Below are 18,968 nucleotides of genomic sequence, written 5' to 3'. Positions count from 1 at the left end.
CAATTTTCAAATCGTTTCCATTGCAAAATCTGCTAGAACCCAATACAGACAATAATTTCAAAGAACTTATTTATTCAACATCGAAACAACACTGACATTTGAATGGCTTTCATATCTGTTCGCTGTAGTTCATTGGCCCAGAATGGAATGAGTGTAGCATGGGCTGATCCGGTAACAGGGTCTTCTCCGATAACGGAGTTGGGGACAAAAAATCTTGAAACGAAATCTGCTTCATGCCCTTTGGCGGTAACAATAATGCCTATTGTATTGAGCACCCGGTTTAGGTGTAAAAAATCGGGTACTACTTTTTCTACCTCTTCCTGTGTGTTGTACACCAAAAAATAATCGCGCGACTTCAGTACACGGGCAGGAGGGATACTCAGTCCCTTCAGCAATTCAACCGGCGCTTCTACAGCAACGGGCATGCGTGCGGGGAAATTCATTTCCAATATATCTTCTTTACGGGTAACGTTGAGTTCGCCGCTTTTGCAATAAAAGCGGATAGATGGCCGATCGTATCCCAGTTCTGTGAAAATGATGAATGCAGTAGCCAGTGTTGGATGCCCGGCAAGGTCTATTTCAAATTCAGGAGTGAACCAGCGGATATCATAAGCGCCGTCTTTCCGTTGCACAAAAAAAGCAGTCTCAGATAAATTGTTTTGATTGGCTAATTGTTGCATGGTATCGGTGGGAAGCCAGGACTCAAGCGGACATACAGCTGCCGGATTGCCGCCGAACATCGTATGTGTAAATGCATTGGCAATATAAATGGGTAATGACATGGAATAGATAATGATGAGGCGTTAAAATTAGCGCAATATTTTCAATGTGATCTCAGACCTGAAATACACCGGTTTTAAATTCGTCAATGACGGCATTTTGATTGGCTGCATGAATACCGGCAGAGATCAGTTCGCGTGTTTGAATGGGGTCAATGATATCATCTACCCATAACCTGGCCGCTGCATAATAAGGAGAGGTCTGGCTTTCGTAACGGTCTTTGATGGTTTGCAACAATTGCTGTTCTTCTTCGGACGATATTTCTTTGCCTTGTTGCTTCATGGCCGCTACCTGTATCTGTAATAAAGTTTTAGCAGCCTGCTCACCACCCATCACCGCGATCCTGGCCGAAGGCCATGCATAAATGAAACGCGGATCATAGGCTTTGCCGCACATGGCATAATTACCGGCGCCATAGCTATTGCCTACTATGATGGTGATCTTGGGCACCACAGAATTGGCCACTGCATTCACCAGCTTGGCGCCGTCTTTGATGATGCCACTGTGTTCGCTGCGGCTGCCTACCATGAAGCCGGTCACATCCTGTAAAAAAACAAGTGGTATTTTTTTCTGGTTACAATTGAGAATGAAACGGGCTGCTTTATCGGCACTATCATTGTAAATAACACCGCCCAATTGCATTTCTCCTTTTTTTGTTTTGCTTATGAGCCGTTGGTTAGCCACAATACCTACTGCCCATCCGTCGATACGGGCATATCCACAGAGAATGGTTTGTCCATATTCCTGTTTAAATTCTTCGAATACACTGTCATCCGTAATACAGGCGATGATCTCGCGCATATCGTAAGGTCTAAGGTTACCTTCGGGAATGATGCCATATAAATGCGCAGGATCTTTTTTAGGTGGCAGGGCAGTTGTTCTGTTGAACCCTGCCAATGGTTGCGGCCCTAATTTAGATACCATTTTTTTGATGTGATCGAGGCATTCCTGTTCATTGCTGAATTTATAATCGGCAATGCCGCTGATGGCATTGTGTGTTTCAGCGCCGCCCAATGTTTCTGCATCCACTTCTTCGCCAATGGCTGCCTTAACAAGATATGGCCCTGCTAAAAAAATACTGCCGTTGCCTTCTACCATCAGTGTTTCATCACTCATGATGGGCAGGTAAGCGCCACCTGCCACGCATGCGCCCATCACAGCCGCGATCTGTGTAATGCCCATAGCGCTCATGCGGGCATTGTTGCGGAATATCCTGCCAAAATGTTCTTTGTCGGGAAATATTTCATCCTGCATGGGAAGGAATACACCTGCACTATCCACCAGGTAAATGATGGGCAACCTGTTCTCCATAGCTATTTCCTGCAAGCGCAGGTTTTTTTTACCGGTGATGGGAAACCAGGCGCCCGCTTTCACGGTCTGGTCATTAGCCACCACCACGCATTGCCTGCCACTGATGTAACCGATGCCGGCAACGGTTCCGCCGGCCGGGCACCCGCCTTCAGCCTCATACATATCATAACCGGCGAAAGCGCCTATTTCATGAAAAGGTTGGTCACTGTCACACAGGTAAGTGATCCTTTCGCGGGCAGTGAGTTTGTTACGCTCTGCCTGGCGGGCAAGGGCTTTCTTACCACCTCCCTGGCAAACCTGCTCAAACCGGCTGCGCATCTGCGATACAGCCAACTTCATCCAGTCTTCGTTGCGGTTGAATTCATGCTTCATCTACGAACAATTGTTAGTATGCCAAAGATAGGGCTAGGATTGTTAGCACGAAAACAGGATAAATGCGAGCGAAAGCTTATTTTGCAAGCTGGATCTTTTTATTGTGTTATAAATACACATTATTTACTACTTTAGCACCCTAACCCTATATTGTAAGAATTGAAAACGGATCGCTTGCCTTCTGCCAGACAATATCATGCTCCTGCTGTGCCTGCAACTGCTGTGGTAAAAAAAGCGCCAGGCGTATTTCGGAAAATAACCTTCCAGCTGAAATTTCATACGTTATTCGGACAAGAACTGTTCATCGTGGGAAATCATTTGTTGCTAGGCAATAACGATTTAGCAGGCGCATTGTCCATGGAATATGAAAACGGCGATTATTGGCGGGCTGTTATCGAATTGAATGAAGCGCAATGCACCGACCAAGAGATTACGTATAATTACGTACTGAAAAATGCAGATGGCCTCATCAGTTTTGACTGGGGCGCCGATAAAAAATTCAATCCTGCCAAACTCTGTAAAGCAGAGACTATTTTTTACGATGCCTGGAATTACGCCGGTTATTTTGAGAACGCATTTTATACAGAGCCCTTCAAGCAGGTTTTACTGAAACACAACCATACAGCTATAAAAAGCGATCATGTTGGAAAAACAACGCATGTGCTGATGGTAAAGAGTCCGCTCTTGCAAGCCGGCCAAACCCTGTGCATACTGGGCAATACTGTTGAATTGGGGAATTGGGATACTGTTGCACCGGTATTGATGAACAGGCAGGAAGGGGAGGATTGCTTTACAGCATCGCTCGATCTGGGCCACGCGTCTTTCCCGATTGCTTACAAGTATGGTGTATACGATACGGAGAAAAATATTTTCCTGCTATATGAAGATGGCGACAACAGGATATTGAACGACCCTGGCGCCAAAAACAAGCAGGTGACTGTGAATGATGGATTCACCATATTGCCCGATAATACCTGGAAGGGTGCAGGCGTTGCTATTCCTGTGTTCGGCCTGCGCAGTGAGCAGAGCCTGGGAGTAGGAGAGTTTACCGACCTGAAACTGCTGGTCAACTGGGCACGTACTACCGGCTTGAAACTGATACAGCTGTTGCCGGTGAACGATACAACGGCTACACATAGCTGGACAGATTCTTATCCGTATGCAGCGATTTCGGCTTTTGCATTGCATCCTATTTACCTGAATGTGGAAGTGCTTGCCGGTACCAAAAATAAAACCATACGGCAAAAAATATCCAAAGAAAGAGAGCGGCTGAATCATTTACCGGAAGTGGATTACGAATCGGTGATCAAGATCAAATGGTTGATCATTAAAGAGCTGTATGCAGAAGCAAAAAATGATTTTTCCCTGCACAAAGATTACCAGGATTATTTTGAACAGAACAAACATTGGCTGGAACCCTATGCTGCTTTTTGTCACCTGCGAGACCTGTATGGAACGGTTGATTTCAACCAGTGGCCTCAATATGCGAGGTACGATGCAGCCGCCATTCAAACACTGATCGGTTCACACCAGGATGAAATAGGGTTACATTATTATATCCAGTACAACCTGCACTTACAACTGAAAGAAGCCACCGCTTATGCACATGAGAATGGCATCATTGTTAAAGGAGATATCCCCATTGGAGTATACAGGCATGGTGTGGATGCATGGCAGAATCCTGAATTGTATCACATGGATGCTCAGGCGGGTGCGCCACCCGATGATTTTGCAGTGAAGGGGCAGAACTGGGGATTTCCCACATACAACTGGGAGCGTATGCGTGAAGATGGCTTCGCCTGGTGGAAGCAGCGTTTTGAACAGATGAGTTACTATTTCGATGCTTTCCGTATCGATCATATATTGGGTTTCTTCCGGATATTTAGCATCCCCATGCATGCAATAGAAGGTATCATGGGACATTTTGTGCCTGCTATTCCGGTACGTATCAATGAATTTCATAGCAGGAAGATCAATGTAGATCTGCATCGTTTTATCCAGCCATATATCTCAGATCAGGTATTATGGGAAATATTCGGACACGACAACGATCTGGTTAAAAAAGAATTTCTGCAATCTGCTGGAGATGGTTCGTATTCTCTCAAACCTGCTTTTGCTACACAACGGCAGGTAGAGACTTATTTCGCAACGCTGGAAAATGATGAGCATCACCAGAAAGTCAAGACCGGTCTTTTCGATTTGATCAGCAATGTGATATTGTTCGAAGCAGAGCAGGCTGATGGCATGCATTTTCATTTCCGTTTCGGGATGGAAAATACCAGTTCATATCGCCACCTCGATGAGCAGACAAAACAGGCCCTGCATGAGCTGTATATAGATTATTTTTTCCGCAGACAAGATGAGTTCTGGAAGAAAGAAGCGTTGCTGAAGCTGCCTGCTTTGAAGCGGGTGACCAATATGCTGGTATGCGGGGAAGACCTGGGCCTCGTGCCGGCTTGTGTACCTGATGTGATGCACCAATTGGGACTGCTGAGCCTTGAGATACAGCGGATGCCCAAGGCCAGTCATACAAAATTCTTCAATCCCAAAGATGCGCCTTACCTGAGTGTGGTAACGCCTTCTACACACGATATGAGTACCATACGCGGCTGGTGGGAAGAAGACAAAACAACGATACAGCAATTCTACAACGAGGAACTTGGGGAGCCCGGAACGGCGCCTTATTATTGTGAGCCATGGATCAACAAAGCCATTGTATTGCAGCACCTACATTCACCTGCCATGTGGAGCATTTTTCAATTGCAGGATATCCTGGGCATAAGCGAGCAATTACGCCGTGAGAACCCCGGTGAAGAACGCATCAACGTACCCGCCAATCCCCGCCATTACTGGCAATACCGCATGCACCTTACTTTGGAATCATTACTTGCGGCCAATGCATTCAATGAAGAATTTCATGGTTATGTAATAGCCAGTGGCAGATTGTCTGATTAATTTAAACTAACAGCTTTGAAACTTCGATACTGGCAGCAGAACCTCCCTTTTCAATACCCGTTCTCCATTTCGAACGGACGTACCAAAACCCATCAGCCTGCATTAGTAGTAACACTGGAGTTGGGGCCTTTTACCGGCATCGGCGAAGCGCCGGCCATTGTGTATTACAATATCACAGTGGAACAAATGATGGCAGACCTGGAAAGCAAAAAAACATTGGTGGAGAAATTTGCACTCACCGACCCCGAAAGATACTGGCATTACCTGCACCATCTTTTTCCAAACAATCCATTCCTTGTATGTGCATTGGACATAGCCTGCTGGGACCTGTACGGAAAAATGAAAGGCCGGCCGCTCTATGCGTTGTGGGATACGGAATGGGAACACACTGCTATCACAGACTATACCATTGGTATTGACCAGATAGACCAAATGGTGGGCAAAATGAAAGCAAAACCCTGGCCGGTATACAAGATCAAACTGGGAACCGATGAAGACATCGCCATTGTAAAAGCATTGCGAGTCAATACCGATGCCCGTTTCAGGATCGATGCCAATGCCGGATGGACAACCGAAGAAGCATTGGAAAAAATACCGCAACTGGCCGAACTGGGGGTAGAGTTCATCGAACAACCACTTGCGAAAGACAATTGGGAGGGGATGAAAGTTTTATTTGAACGATCATCACTTCCATTATTTGCAGATGAAAGTTGCGTATCGGAAACAGACGTGGAAAAATGCCATGGTCATTTTCACGGGATCAATATCAAACTCACCAAATGCAGTGGCATCACGCCTGCCAGGCGAATGATCACAAAAGCACGTTCATTGGGCATGCAGGTAATGATGGGAAGTATGAATGAATCTACAATTGGTTCATCGGCTATTGCGCATTTTCTGCCGCAACTGGACCATGCAGACCTGGACGGCCCCTTGCTGTTATCACAAGATGTAGCACAAGGGCTTACTTATGATTTCGGAACTGTTCGTGTATCAGGAAAACCTGGCCTGGGTATCAGTCCCTTATAAGATGCAGATTTACATTTGTTTAACAGATTTAGTCGTTTCTGGCATTGCGTTTGGCTTATATACAGTATAAAACGTTCTACCATGAAAAAGTTAATTCTACCCACCTTATTGCTCGCAGCTGTGCTGATGAGCAGTTATACAGAAGCACAGGTTCGACTGAATGTGAACCTCAACATAGGAAGACCTGCCTGGGGATTGCCCGATGAATATGAGGGCGATTATTATTACCTCCCTGAGATCGATAGTTATTACGATATTCCCCATCGCTCATTCATTTACCTGAGCGATGGACGCTGGGTGATCGGCGCTTCTTTGCCTGCTATGTATAGTGATTATGATCTTTATGGCGGATATAAAGTAGCCATCAATGAACCCAGACCCTGGTATCGTTGCGATTATTACCGAGATCGTTATCGTGATTATTACAATACTTACAGAAGGCCCGTGGTAGTGGACAACAGATACCCGGCTTATGGTGGCGATCGTTATGGTTATGGCGGAAAATGGAAAGACAAATTCTACAATGGCCACGATAACCGCAAATGGGACAGGGGAGACCGCGACGATGATGACCGTGGTGGCCGTTGGGGAGACCGCGGTGAACGTGAGCGCGAACACGGCAGAGGCTGGGACCGTCGCGAAAGAGACTAAACACGCATGGTTTTGACAGTGACCATAAAAACCCTCTTGCCCCGGACTTAAGCCCGGGGCAAGGGGGTTTTTATTTGGTTTCTTCTCTGTTGTTGTCGAATTTCGAGGCAAGAACAAGTGCATGACACCGGAAAGGAAAAATAAATTGATACAAGTATTGAATAAACGCCAACCCAACCTGACTGTAGTGATGGAAAATATACAGGACCCGCATAATATTGCCGCAGTCATGCGAACCTGTGATGCGGTAGGCATACAGGATATATATATTCTAAATACAAAAATTCCACGTCACGACAAGTTCGGACCTAAAAGCAGCAGCAGCGCAGCCAAATGGTTGACCGTGCATCATTTCGATAATGCTGCAGCGTGCTTTGCACAATTAAGACAGCAATACAGTCGCATTTTTACCACGCATCTTGCCGCCGATGCTGTAAGTGTGTATGATATCAATTTTACAGTGAGTGTAGCGCTTGTGTTCGGCAATGAGCATTCCGGAGTGAGTGAAGAGATCAGGTTGCTGGCTGACGGTAATTTCATCATCCCCCAGGTTGGCATCATCCAAAGCCTGAATGTGTCTGTTGCCTGCGCTGTGAGTATTTATGAAGCCATGCGACAGAAAACCCTTGCAGGGCATTATGAGGAGCGGTCTCTGCCGAAAGCTCAATCAGATCAACTAATGACCGAATGGGGTATTACAACCCAGAATTATTGAATGTATCGCCATGAAAAAACTATTTATTTGCTTATTCTGCTGCCTGCTATCAGTAATGACGGAGGCCCAGTCGATCCCTAAAATGAAGATCGGTGAACTGTTGAAGATGGTTGATACCAGTTCCGCACCTACCGTCTTTAATTTTTGGGCAAGCTGGTGCGGTCCTTGTGTGCACGAGATTCCCTGGTTTGAAAAACAGGTGGCAGCTTTCAAATCAAAAGGCGTGAAATTGATATTAGTGAGTCTCGACTTCCCCGATGATTATCCCAAAGCGATCGCCGCTTTTGCCCAAAAGCAGCATTACCATTCCAGTATTATATGGCTCGATGAACAAGATCCCAATGTTTTTTGTCCGATGATAGACAAATCCTGGGACGGCACCATCCCGGTGACCCTGATGGTAAACAATAAAAAGCATTACCGGCAATTTTTTAATCACCAGTTACCAGAGACAAGGCTGGTTCTTGAATTGAAGAAATTGACCGAATAATACATTCCAGCCGCGACGCATACGAATTACTCAATAAGGTTACTACTACAAAAAACGTATTGAAAAAATTTGAACAGAATGCAACACTTCGAGGGATAGCAGAGGAAAGAGGTGTTTTATTCAAAGAATATTTTTTTTAATACATACGAAAGGTTGCATTGTTTTTTATTTATATTGTTAGACAATGTTATGGGTTATTCATTTAATTTTAAACGAACTAACCCTGGTTGATTTAAACAGGGCGTCGAAACTACTGAACCTTTTATGAAGAAGATATTGTTGATGCTTGAGATACTCACCGGTTGTATAGGTGTGGGATGGACACAGCAGGCAAAATTAGATAGCTTATTACGCGTAAACGAGGCTTATCAGAAAGAAGATTCTTTAAAGGTTATTTACCTGCGCTATATTTTCGGACAGTATGCAATTTTGAAACAGTTCGATAAAGTGGAAAGCTTCGGCGAAGCGGCTGTTTCCCTCGCAAAAAAACTACCCAATAAAAGTATACTGGAAGTTACCTATTATAAATTGGGCGCCTCTTATCACGGCGTGTCAGATTATCTCAAAGCCCTTTCTTATTACGAGAAAGCACTCGAAGTGGGAAAGGAAGCTGCCGATAAAGTGCATATGGCTGATACGTATCTGAATATGGGAGCGCTGTACAATGATATTCCGGATTACGCTAAATCGCTGGAAGCCCATCAGAATGCAATTATTTTATATGCGCACTTGGGGAAAAAAGGCGAAGTGGCCAGTTGTTACATGAATATCGGGGAGATCTATGAGGGTCTTGGCCAGTTTAAACAGGCATCGGAATACATACACAAAGCTTTAAAAATATTTGAAGATGCAAGCAGTACAAGCAGAGGAGTGGCTGTTGCCTGTGAAGCACTTGGAAATATCTTAATGATGGCCTCAGATAACGAGCTTATGAACATGCGGATCAGGCCGGCGGAAAAATATGAAAAAGCACTCCAGCTATTTAACAGGGCACTGCCAATAGCAGAGAAAGAAGAGGATTATTCGATGAAATCTTCCATTATGACGGGCATTGGCAAAATATACGAAGCCCGGCAAAACAAAGAAACTGCGCTGAAATATTACCTGACCTCCATGGAAGTAAACAAGAAAGCCAATGAAAAACTTACGCTGGCAGAAAATTACCTAAACCTGGGCAGGTATTATACAAAAAATAAAGATTATGGGAATGGTTTTATTAACCTGAAACAGGGCCTGGATATAGCAAGACAGATCAATGTTTCAGGAGTACAAAAAAATGCATTGGAAAGCCTGAGTAATTTATATGAAACAACAGGCCGTTTCGACAGTTCGCTTTTTTATTACCGGGAGTATATTGTCATGCGTGACAGCATCTATAATAATGAAAAGGAAAGGGAGATCACGCGCAAGCAATTGCAACTCGATTTTAATATTAAGGAAAGGGAATATAAACTGACCCAGCAGTTGACCGATGAAAGCCTGAAACAGCAGATACTGCTGGCAAAACAACAACAGCAGGAGATCATTCTCAGAAAGCAGCAATTAGAGATCAGTGATCAGGAAAAAAGCCTTCAAAGGGTTGCCTTTCTTAAAAAAGAGGCAGACCTGGAAAACGCAAAGAAATTGGAAATCACCCGGTTGCAAAAGGAGCAATTAAGGGCTCGTTTCGATAAAAAGATTAAAGACAGCAGGATCAGCGCCCAGCAGGCACAGATCGAATTCGATGCAAAATTATCAACCGCACTGGCAATAATTGCCATTACCACTTTTGCTGCTGGAATACTGGTATTTTACAACCACTATAAAACCGTTAAGCTAAACAAATTGGTCTCGAAGCAAAAGCAGACTTTGGAAGAGCTGGTATCGGTAAAAGATACAATATTCGGTATTGTGAGTCACGATCTCAGAACGCCGGTCAATAACCTGATCTCTTTCAGTTCACTGCTGGCAAACGGGCATATTGAGCAAAAGAGACTGGCTCAATATACAGAATTGATAAAAGGCACACTGGATCATACTGCCAGCTTAATGGATAACCTGCTTAACTGGTCGGCCAGCCAGATGCAGGGTTTTGCACCCGTTATAGAAGATATTGATATGGCAGCTATTGTGGAACATGTTATCAATGGTGCGCACCATACAATAGGAACAAAAAACCTGACGGTGAACAACAGCGTCAAGGAGGGGGTAAGGGTATTGGGCGACCGCAACATGGTAGAACTGATCGTTCGTAACCTGGTTAGCAATGCCATTAAATTTTCCGGCCAGGATGGGTTATTGGAAATTTTTGCGAAGAGAGACGGCAAAGGGATGGTGCTCTCAGTAAGAGATAATGGTGTAGGAATCAGCGAAACAAAAGTGCAGCAGATCAATGATGTCGCCATAAAATCAATTGAAAGCACCCACGGGACCAATAGAGAAAAAGGAACCGGTCTTGGCTTACTGTTAAGCAAGCATTTTGCAGCTATATTACATGGGAATATCACTGTGAACAGCCGTCCCGGGGCAGGCAGTATATTTCATATAACCTTACCCGCGGCATGAAGGTATTATTCCCCAAAGCGGGTCAATGTTTTTTTATGTACTACCGTATCCAGCAATGCCTGTTTATAGGCTGTACTGATTGGGATTATATTGTTGTCTTTCAGCAGTATTTCGCCCACTGTAATATTTTTAATATACAGCAGATTAACCATATACTGTTTGTGAACGCGTATGAAGAAGCTGGCGGGCAATTGCTTTTCCAGGTTCTTTAAACTCACCAGGACCAAATGTGTTTTCTGGCTCGTAGTATGTATTTTGGAAAAATCCCCCATACTTTCAATATATAACACGTCGCCCATATCAAGCCTGGTATAACCACTGGCATCTTTGATGAAGAAATAGGCTTGAGCGTCGATGGTCTTGATCAGATTGTTACCGGTATCCGGAGAAGATGCTTTAGGGCTCGCCTGGTTATTCAGCAACTTCTTTAACTGGATGTATTCAATCGCCTTGTTGGCGGCATGGATCAGTCGTTCCAGTTTAACCGGTTTTACAATATAATCGATCACATTCAGGCTGAAGCTCTCCACAGCATACTCCGGATGGGATGAAATAAAAATAAAAACGGGGTGATTTTTGGTGCTTTTCAGCAGTTCTATGCCAGACAGGCCCGGCATATCTATGTCAGAAAAAACAATATCTATTTTGTTGTCTCTCAAAATATTCACTGCTTCCAATCCACTTGACAGGGTAGCGTATATTTCCAGGCAGGCAATTTGTTTCAGTTTCAGCGCAAGCGAATCGCATTCAATAATGTTATCATCTATTATGATACAACGGTATTTCATCTTGGCAGGGGTTAGTAAAGGTACTGAGCTAGAATTTTGCCTGAAATTAAGCTGTTTTTTCTTCTCATCTACGAAATCAATGCCCTAGTCTATTAAAATCATTGTGTTATCAACTCAATTTTGCCTGGAATTGGCAATTTGTCAAATTACATCCTTGTAGATATTTCTCTACAGTAATTTACAGATGCTACTACAATCAACCTAACTAAAAACCTGCATATGAACCTTGCGCTGTTCAATTGAAAAGTACCTGTGCTTTTTACCCCGACCTTATTTCCTATCGAATATGCGGCTTCCAACTGTATTCAATAATTTTTTAATAATTAAAAACTTGATTATGTTAAAACGACTACTCTTTTTTATGCTGGTTATGGGCTCTGTAAGCATTTCTTTTGGCCAGTCTTCTGAAACCGTGTATAAAAACTGGCAGGTTTTTCCTGAAACCAGGAACTCAATAGAGATCTTTTACCGTGTTGTTAAATGTAACAACACAAACCAGGTACAGATCAGCGTCTTTAATGACGGTCCTGCAGATCAAAATGCGCAGTTTGCCATCACTATTACAAATAAAGGAGACGGTCAGAATTTGTCGAAAGATTTCAACTTCGCCAGCAAAAAAGGCGTGTTCAATAAGCCTGATTGCGATAGCGATGCTTTGAATGATTTGAAGATCAGTCTTCCCACTGGATTTGACCCTTCGGGCCTGTCTGTAAAAAAAACATATAAAAACTAAGTGCAACAGAATGCTTAGAAGGATAATTTTCTGAGATCATGATTAATGGTCATTATCAAAATTAATTTATGAAAAAAATTCTACTCTTTGTAACATGCCTTTTTGTTACAATCCTTTCGTTCGCACACGTTACGGAAATACGTGTTAACCAGGCCCAAGATGGCTCTTTAACATGGTATCTGATGACCTACCATCAGGTAAATGAATGCGGCCATTCGGGCGCGGGGCTCACTATTAACGGGGTCAATTACCCTATTGACGCAGAATTTGCCGGAAATGCATCTTCATTGAGTCCCACTATTTTTGCTGCGGCATCATCTATTTACCTGGGCTTTGGCTTTAACAGCTATGCTACTGTTCATACCCCGTTCCTGGGTACTACACTGAGCGTAGCCCCTTATTCAAACAATGTATGCTGGGCTTTTTTGGTAGGAGGCTCCGGTAATTTTACACCACCTCCACCCCCGGTTTGTACAAGTTGCCCGATAACAGGCTGGAGCAATACAGTTATATTGCCAGGTAATAATAATGGAACACCCTGTAATCCTACAGATGATTATACCACTGCTAGCATAAGGGTCAACCATCTTTCCTGTGCATCCATTACAGGTACCAAAAGCTTTAAGGTAATTTACGATCCTTCAGGGGCGAATGTTTCCTATGGACCGTTTAATTACAATGCCGGGGTAACAACAGATGTAACCATTTCCATACCCTATGGGGCCAGTAACAGTACTATGGTTAAAGTAATAGATGCTGCTTTCCCTTGCCAGGTAACACATGGTCTTTCCATACCCAATGGCCAGTACCTAGGGGAAAAAGATATGGTACCACCAACTATTTCGAGCCCGGGCCCCATTACGGTCAATAATGATCCCGGTAAATGCGGCGCGAGCGTAGCATATACAGTAAATTATAGCGACAATTGCGGCGTTCCAACCATGCAGCAAACGGCTGGTTTGCCCAGCGGTTCGGTATTCCCTGTTGGAACCACTACCAACAGTTTTATCGTAACCGATGCGGCAGGTAATACAGCCAGCGCTTCGTTCACTGTAACGGTAAAAGACAATGAAGCGCCGGTACCAACCACTTCAGTAACAGGTTCAAAGACCATTTCAGTGCCTTATGGTAATACCAATAGCTGGAGTCCGTGGATATTTAATTTTTCTGATCCTTTACCCGCTGGAGCTGTTGTAACTGGCGCGAGCTTATCCTATACAGCTGTAGACCAGGGATGGGGCGGAACCGGTGATTACGATCATATGTATGTTTCGGGTACCCATATCGGCGATAACCAGTTATTCCATTACGCGCAGTCATTCACCATCAATTATAACGGAAGTATCCCTGGATATAATTATGGCGGCAATAATACTTTGCAGATGAATTTCACCGGTTATCCTGGCTGGGTAGGTTATTTCCGAGGAGGCACACTTACGATAAATTACCAGATAAATGCCCTGCCCGCTGTTACGGCCGAATGCGCTGCAACAATTACAGCGCCTACTGCTAAAGACAATTGCTCGGGTATGGTAACAGGAACTACCAGTGATCCACTTACTTATAGCAATCAGGGTACTTATATCATGCACTGGACATACCAGGATGCCAGTGGAAATACCGCTACTCAAACACAGGCCGTTATTATCAAAGATGTTACTCCACCTGTGATTACAACAGCGCCGGGTAGCCTGGATGCAACGGTTGAGTGTTCCGACGCTACTTCTCTGGCCAAAGCATTGACGTTGGCCCCAGTAGCTACTGATAATTGCAGTACAACAACCATACATGTTTTAAGCGATGTAAAGACCGCAGGCTGTGGTAGTTCCTATACACAGGTAAGAACCTGGAACTTTACCGATGCAAGTGGCAATACAAGCGCCAATAACTTTGTACAGACCATCACGGTACTGGATAGAACAGCGCCAGTTTTGGGTGCAGCGCCTGCTAACATTACTGTAGACTGTAACGCAGTACCTGCAGCAGCTACTTTAACAGCAACAGATAATTGTGATGCATCGCCTGTAGTAGTATTTGCACAGACAAGCACGCAGAATGCCGATATCAATAATGCGGGTCATTACAATTATACTATTACCAGAACCTGGACAGCCAAAGACGCATGTGGAAATACTTCTTCTGCAGTGCAGGTGATCACCGTTCATGATATTACTGCGCCAACATTAACTACACCTTCTGCCATAAACGCAGTGAATGATAAAGGTATATGCGGAGCAATAATCAACTTTGCTGCAACGGCTTCGGATATTTGCGGTCCGGTTGCGATTACGTATAGCCAGAATCCCGGAACAGTTTTCCCCGTAGGTGTTACTACTGTAAATGTGACCGCTACCGATGTAAGTGGTAACGCGTCTTCGGGAACCTTTACCATAGTAGTTGCTGATACTGAGAATCCAACGATCAGCACGGTGAATATCAGTGTGAGCAATGACCCGGGCAAGTGTTCGGCCACGGTGAGCTTAGGCATCCCGGTTACCAAAGACAACTGCGGTGTACAGCGTGTAGTGAATGACCATCCGTCGGCTACTTACCCTGTAGGCACTACAGTAGTAACCTGGACGGTAACAGATATCCATGGCAATACGAATAGCACTGTACAGACAGTGGTTGTTACAGATAATGAAGCGCCGGTGATAGCCTGCGCGGGCAACCAGGTATTCTGTGCTAATACTGGCGGTAATACCAATTACACAATCCCTGTACTAAGCCAGGGAGATAATTGCGGAATAGCCAGTACCCTGTATACGGTAACAGGCGCCACAACAAGAAACGGCGCGGGTATCGATGTAAGTGGTGTATTCAATATCGGTACATCAACAGTAAGTTATACAGTAACGGATATACATGGTAATGTAAGTACTTGCAGCTTCACAGTGAAAGTGAACCCGCTACCGGTAGCCAGTATCGCACCGAGCAATGCGGATGCGTTCTGTAACAAGCTAACCCTTACTGGCAGCAGTACGTTAAACGGACCGTTTGGCTACCAGTGGCTGTACAGTATGGGCAGCTTTGCCGCTACACAGCAGATCAGCTTAGACTTAACAAATGGAGATGGCGTATACAGCCTGTATACTACAGATGGTAATGGTTGCAGGAGTGAATTTGCGGCCACCTACATGTATGCCAAAGAGACGCTCGTAAGCAGCTACACGATCCTGGGAGGCAGACAGGTAGAGTTGAGCGACCACAATATAGTGTCCGGCGGCAGTGTGGGTGTGATGAGCGCAAGGGGCAGGGCTAAGTTTGGAGAAAAGACAACCGTAGCATCGGCGGGGGCATTTGTAAAAGCACCAAGAATAGACGCAGAGAGTGGAGCGGTGATCAACCAGAAGATCTATGAGGTAGCTGCTGTTGACTTACCAACGATGGTGTATAACACGACAAGCACAAGAGGACTGCCCAATTTTAAGGTTCGCAAGAATACAACAGTAACGGTAAGTAGTAATTACAAAGAAGTGAATATTGGTCAAGGTGCAGTTGTTACGTTGGGTGGAACGGTATTTGGATCGATAGAGATAGGCCCGGGAGCAACGGTATTGTTTACGAGCCCTGTGATCAATATAGGCAGGTTGCATGTAAGCGGCGGTTCATCTACAGGAGACTATACGAATGTACGTTTTGCAGGCAACAGCCAGGTGCTTGTAAGCAATGGGGTAGAGATAGGTAAGAAGAGCAAGATCAATGCAGATCGTTATAAAGTTACGTTCTATGTAGGGCAGAAACCAAGGGTGGAAGAAGACCACCAGCATGAGGGAGAAGAGAGTCACCAGTTTGACGGAGGTGATGAAGGAGGTTACTTCACGGTGCATGGAGGCGAAGAAGGAGATGAACATGGAAGAGATGATGGTTATAGAGAGGAGCAGGGTGGAGACCACCAGGATGGCCGCGGTACCAGGGAAACGGATACCTGGGTGAATGCGAATGTATATGCGCCGAATGGCCAGCTGGAAGTACAGGGTAACAGGGACAGTACGCATATGACGGGTCTGTTTATAGCCCGGGAGATACAGAGTGAAAACAGCAATGTGATCTGGAACAGTTATGATTGCAGTGTTGGACCGGTAGTAACGTCATCAGCAACTGGGGGCAATACCACCCTTACACAAACAGCTACTGAAGACAAAGTGAAAGTAAGCTCAGAAGAATCAGAACTGAAAGTAACGGTAGCTCCAAACCCAACCAGCACTTACTTCACACTGAAGATCCAAAGCAGGTATGAGACACCGGTGAATTTACGGGTGATGGATGCATCAGGAAGAGCGATAGAAGCGAGATCAGGACTGCATAGCAATAGTAGCTTGCAGGTAGGAGAAAACTACCAGAGCGGGACCTACTTTGCAGAATTTATTCAGGGATCCAAGCGTAAGGTCGTACAACTGATCAAAGCGAGGAAGTAATCAAAGGGATTATTATTTTCTGAATCAAGGGGGCTGCTCAGTTTGAGCAGCCCCCTTTTATATAAGAGTTGTACCGAATCCATAAAAAATCAGGAAAATTATTCTTAAGGGACTAAGGCTGCATCATATTGCAACTGTCATGTATTTTTCATGTATTTCTTTCTTCTGCCTTCCTGGTGAGGTACGTAATACTAACGTTTAATTCAAACCCGATGAGCAGAATTAGCGAATTGATATAGATCAGCAGCATCAGGATGAGCACGGTTCCGATGGAGCCGTAAACGCGGTTATAATTGGAGCTCGCGAAGAGGCTTACCCATGAGGAGAATGCAATGGTGGTAACCAGTATCAATGCGGTGGCCAGTAGAGAGCCAGGCGATACCAAATGCCATCTCTTTTTTACAGAAGGAGCAAACTTATAGATCATCGCCACGCAATAGAAGAGCAAGCCAGTAATGATGAACCAGCGGATCCCGTTCCACCAGGGTAGCCTGGCCCTCCTGCGCATATGGAAGAGATTTTTAAGAAGGCCGGTGAGCTGTTCCTGTCCTATCAATACCAATGCAGAAGCAATGACCAGCAATACAAGGATGCCGGTGAGCCGGATAGCGCGCCAGCGCTGGTACAGGAAAAAACCTTTCTGCTCCTGTATCGACCGGTCGAACGTGCGTATGATGCCGATGATGGCATTGGAAGCGTAAAAGATGAGCAATATGAAACCGAAAGAAAATACACCTACGTGTTTTTCCAGCAGTCCGTCCAGTATGTCTTTGATGAAACGATAAGTGGCAGAGTCGGGAGAAATGTCTTTGAATAATTTGAGTATTTCCGTTTCAAAACTGGCCGAAGCTGGGAAATAAGGCACCAGTGCAAATAAAAACAAGAGAGCCGCCGGCATGGCCATGATAAAGTTGAATGAAATGGCGGCGGCCCTTTCGTTCAATCCTACTTTATTGATCTGCCGGAAGAAAAAACGTACCACATCATATAAGGGAAGGCCCCTGAACCCGGGAATGACCAGTGTCTTGCTCTTGTTGATGAGCCAGGCAATGGGAGCGAGGTTAACAATGTGTCGTTCAATTTTTGTCAATGCTCAGGCGAGTTTTGTTTTTTGGCCATATAGATATCCAATGCTTTCTGGTATTCTCTGGCGTATTGCATGTGCTCTTCATATGTGCTGCTGAAATGGTGGTAGCCGCTGAAATCGCTTTTGGCAACAAAATAAAGATAATCTGTACGCGGTGCATTCAATACAATGTCGATGGTTTTGGGTGATGGGGTACAGATAGGGCCGGGAGGCAATCCTTTCTTCCGGTACGTATTGTAAGGCGATGGATTGCTCAGGTATTTTTCATAGATACGGGTGAGCGTAAAATCCTTCATGGCATATTTGATCGTGGGGCATGCCTGCAAGGGCATATCTTTTCCCAGCCGGTTGATGTACACGCCGGCGATCTTGGATTTGTCGGATTCGAAATTGGTTTCTTCTTCTACAATGGAAGCCAGGGTATATGCTTCTTCGGGAGTGAAGGAAAGTTGCTGGGCTTTTTGCATACGGTCATCGCGGCCCCAGAAAGCATTCCTGGTATCGGCAAGCTTACGTAATATTTTATTGAAAGAAGTATTCCAATAGAAAGAATACGTATCGGGCAATATAAGGGTAAATACGGTATTCGTATCTACTCCAAAAGGCTTCAACGAATCGTTCGACTGCAAAAAATTCATTACTGCAACAGAATCTGTATTGAAGTTTTTACCAACCAGGTGTGCCAGGTCTTCTTTCACCCTCAATTTATTGATGACCAGTTTGATGGATGCCTGCCGGTTGTTTCTCAGCATGCGTGCGATGCTGAACAGGTTATCGCCCTTTTTAATTTCGTATTTGCCGGGCTTCAGTTTATTCCAAATACCCCATGCCGTTGCCAGCAATGAGAAAGTGCCCGGATGTTTGACCAAGTGTTCCTGTTGCAGTGTTTGTATCACATCTTTTTGTGTATTCCTGCCTTCTTCCACCACGAGGTAACGGCTTTTTTCTTCAAAGCTGGTGCCTGATGTGAGACTTTGCCAGGAAAAAATACCTGCTGTAACAATGAACAAAAGCAATAATATCAAAAGGATCTTTTTCATCCGGTATTATTTAGAACGGATTGGCAATAACCATGCCCTCTTCCGGTATTTAAAT

At 44.7% G+C, this 18,968-nt stretch carries 13 protein-coding genes; 8 read left to right on the top strand and 5 right to left on the bottom strand.

The window, feature by feature from the left end; genetic code table 11:
• Positions 1-74: 74 nt before the first annotated feature.
• A complete protein-coding gene (locus BLU98_RS14510) occupies positions 75-782 on the bottom strand; it encodes a PhzF family phenazine biosynthesis protein (protein ID WP_092726017.1) in 708 nt (235 codons plus the stop codon).
• 52 nt (positions 783-834) lie between these two features.
• Complete coding sequence (locus BLU98_RS14505; protein ID WP_092726015.1) at positions 835-2,463, bottom strand: acyl-CoA carboxylase subunit beta; 1,629 nt, start codon at positions 2,461-2,463, stop codon at positions 835-837.
• A gap of 174 nt (positions 2,464-2,637) precedes the next feature.
• Here BLU98_RS14505 and BLU98_RS14500 point away from each other — a divergent pair, with 174 nt between their 5' ends.
• The 6 genes from BLU98_RS14500 (at position 2,638) to BLU98_RS14475 (ending at position 10,847) form a co-directional block, all read left to right on the top strand.
• Positions 2,638-5,418 (top strand): 4-alpha-glucanotransferase, encoded by a 2,781-nt coding sequence (locus tag BLU98_RS14500; protein WP_257575012.1) that lies wholly within the window; start codon positions 2,638-2,640, stop codon positions 5,416-5,418.
• Between the two features lie 15 nt (positions 5,419-5,433).
• A complete protein-coding gene (locus BLU98_RS14495; RefSeq protein ID WP_092726013.1) occupies positions 5,434-6,447 on the top strand; it encodes a dipeptide epimerase in 1,014 nt (337 codons plus the stop codon).
• Positions 6,448-6,528: 81 nt separating this feature from the next.
• Positions 6,529-7,098 carry a hypothetical protein gene (locus tag BLU98_RS14490; protein ID WP_092726010.1) on the top strand — a complete coding sequence of 190 codons (570 nt, stop codon included), beginning with the start codon at positions 6,529-6,531 and terminating at the stop codon, positions 7,096-7,098.
• A 121-nt stretch (positions 7,099-7,219) separates the two neighbouring features.
• The gene (locus tag BLU98_RS14485; RefSeq protein ID WP_092726007.1) at positions 7,220-7,813 is read left to right on the top strand and encodes a TrmH family RNA methyltransferase; all 594 of its coding nucleotides are present in this window, start codon (positions 7,220-7,222) and stop codon (positions 7,811-7,813) included.
• Between the two features lie 10 nt (positions 7,814-7,823).
• Positions 7,824-8,303 (top strand): TlpA disulfide reductase family protein, encoded by a 480-nt coding sequence (locus BLU98_RS14480; protein ID WP_092726003.1) that lies wholly within the window; start codon positions 7,824-7,826, stop codon positions 8,301-8,303.
• 264 nt (positions 8,304-8,567) lie between these two features.
• Positions 8,568-10,847: a tetratricopeptide repeat protein gene (locus BLU98_RS14475; protein ID WP_092726001.1), complete on the top strand. Its 2,280-nt coding sequence runs from the start codon at positions 8,568-8,570 to the stop codon at positions 10,845-10,847.
• Between the two features lie 5 nt (positions 10,848-10,852).
• Here the strand turns inward: BLU98_RS14475 and BLU98_RS14470 are convergent, their stop codons facing one another.
• Positions 10,853-11,635: a LytR/AlgR family response regulator transcription factor gene (locus BLU98_RS14470; RefSeq protein ID WP_092725998.1), complete on the bottom strand. Its 783-nt coding sequence runs from the start codon at positions 11,633-11,635 to the stop codon at positions 10,853-10,855.
• A 337-nt stretch (positions 11,636-11,972) separates the two neighbouring features.
• Here BLU98_RS14470 and BLU98_RS14465 point away from each other — a divergent pair, with 337 nt between their 5' ends.
• Both BLU98_RS14465 and BLU98_RS14460 read left to right on the top strand, forming a co-directional pair.
• The gene (locus BLU98_RS14465) at positions 11,973-12,368 is read left to right on the top strand and encodes a hypothetical protein (protein WP_139173960.1); all 396 of its coding nucleotides are present in this window, start codon (positions 11,973-11,975) and stop codon (positions 12,366-12,368) included.
• A 182-nt stretch (positions 12,369-12,550) separates the two neighbouring features.
• The gene (locus tag BLU98_RS14460; RefSeq protein WP_257575011.1) at positions 12,551-16,786 is read left to right on the top strand and encodes an HYR domain-containing protein; all 4,236 of its coding nucleotides are present in this window, start codon (positions 12,551-12,553) and stop codon (positions 16,784-16,786) included.
• A 148-nt stretch (positions 16,787-16,934) separates the two neighbouring features.
• Here the strand turns inward: BLU98_RS14460 and BLU98_RS14455 are convergent, their stop codons facing one another.
• Complete coding sequence (locus BLU98_RS14455; RefSeq protein ID WP_092725992.1) at positions 16,935-17,876, bottom strand: YihY/virulence factor BrkB family protein; 942 nt, start codon at positions 17,874-17,876, stop codon at positions 16,935-16,937.
• Positions 17,873-18,913 (bottom strand): endolytic transglycosylase MltG, encoded by a 1,041-nt coding sequence (gene mltG, locus BLU98_RS14450; protein WP_092725990.1) that lies wholly within the window; start codon positions 18,911-18,913, stop codon positions 17,873-17,875. The genes BLU98_RS14455 and mltG overlap by 4 nt, the downstream gene beginning before the upstream one ends.
• Positions 18,914-18,968: the final 55 nt, after the last annotated feature.

Source organism: Hydrobacter penzbergensis, from assembly GCF_900106985.1.
In the GTDB taxonomy this organism is placed as follows: Bacteria; Bacteroidota; Bacteroidia; order Chitinophagales; family Chitinophagaceae; genus Sediminibacterium; species Sediminibacterium magnilacihabitans.
The sequence above is the reverse complement of the archived record's forward strand: the minus strand, read 5'-3'. Positions and strand labels throughout refer to the sequence as shown.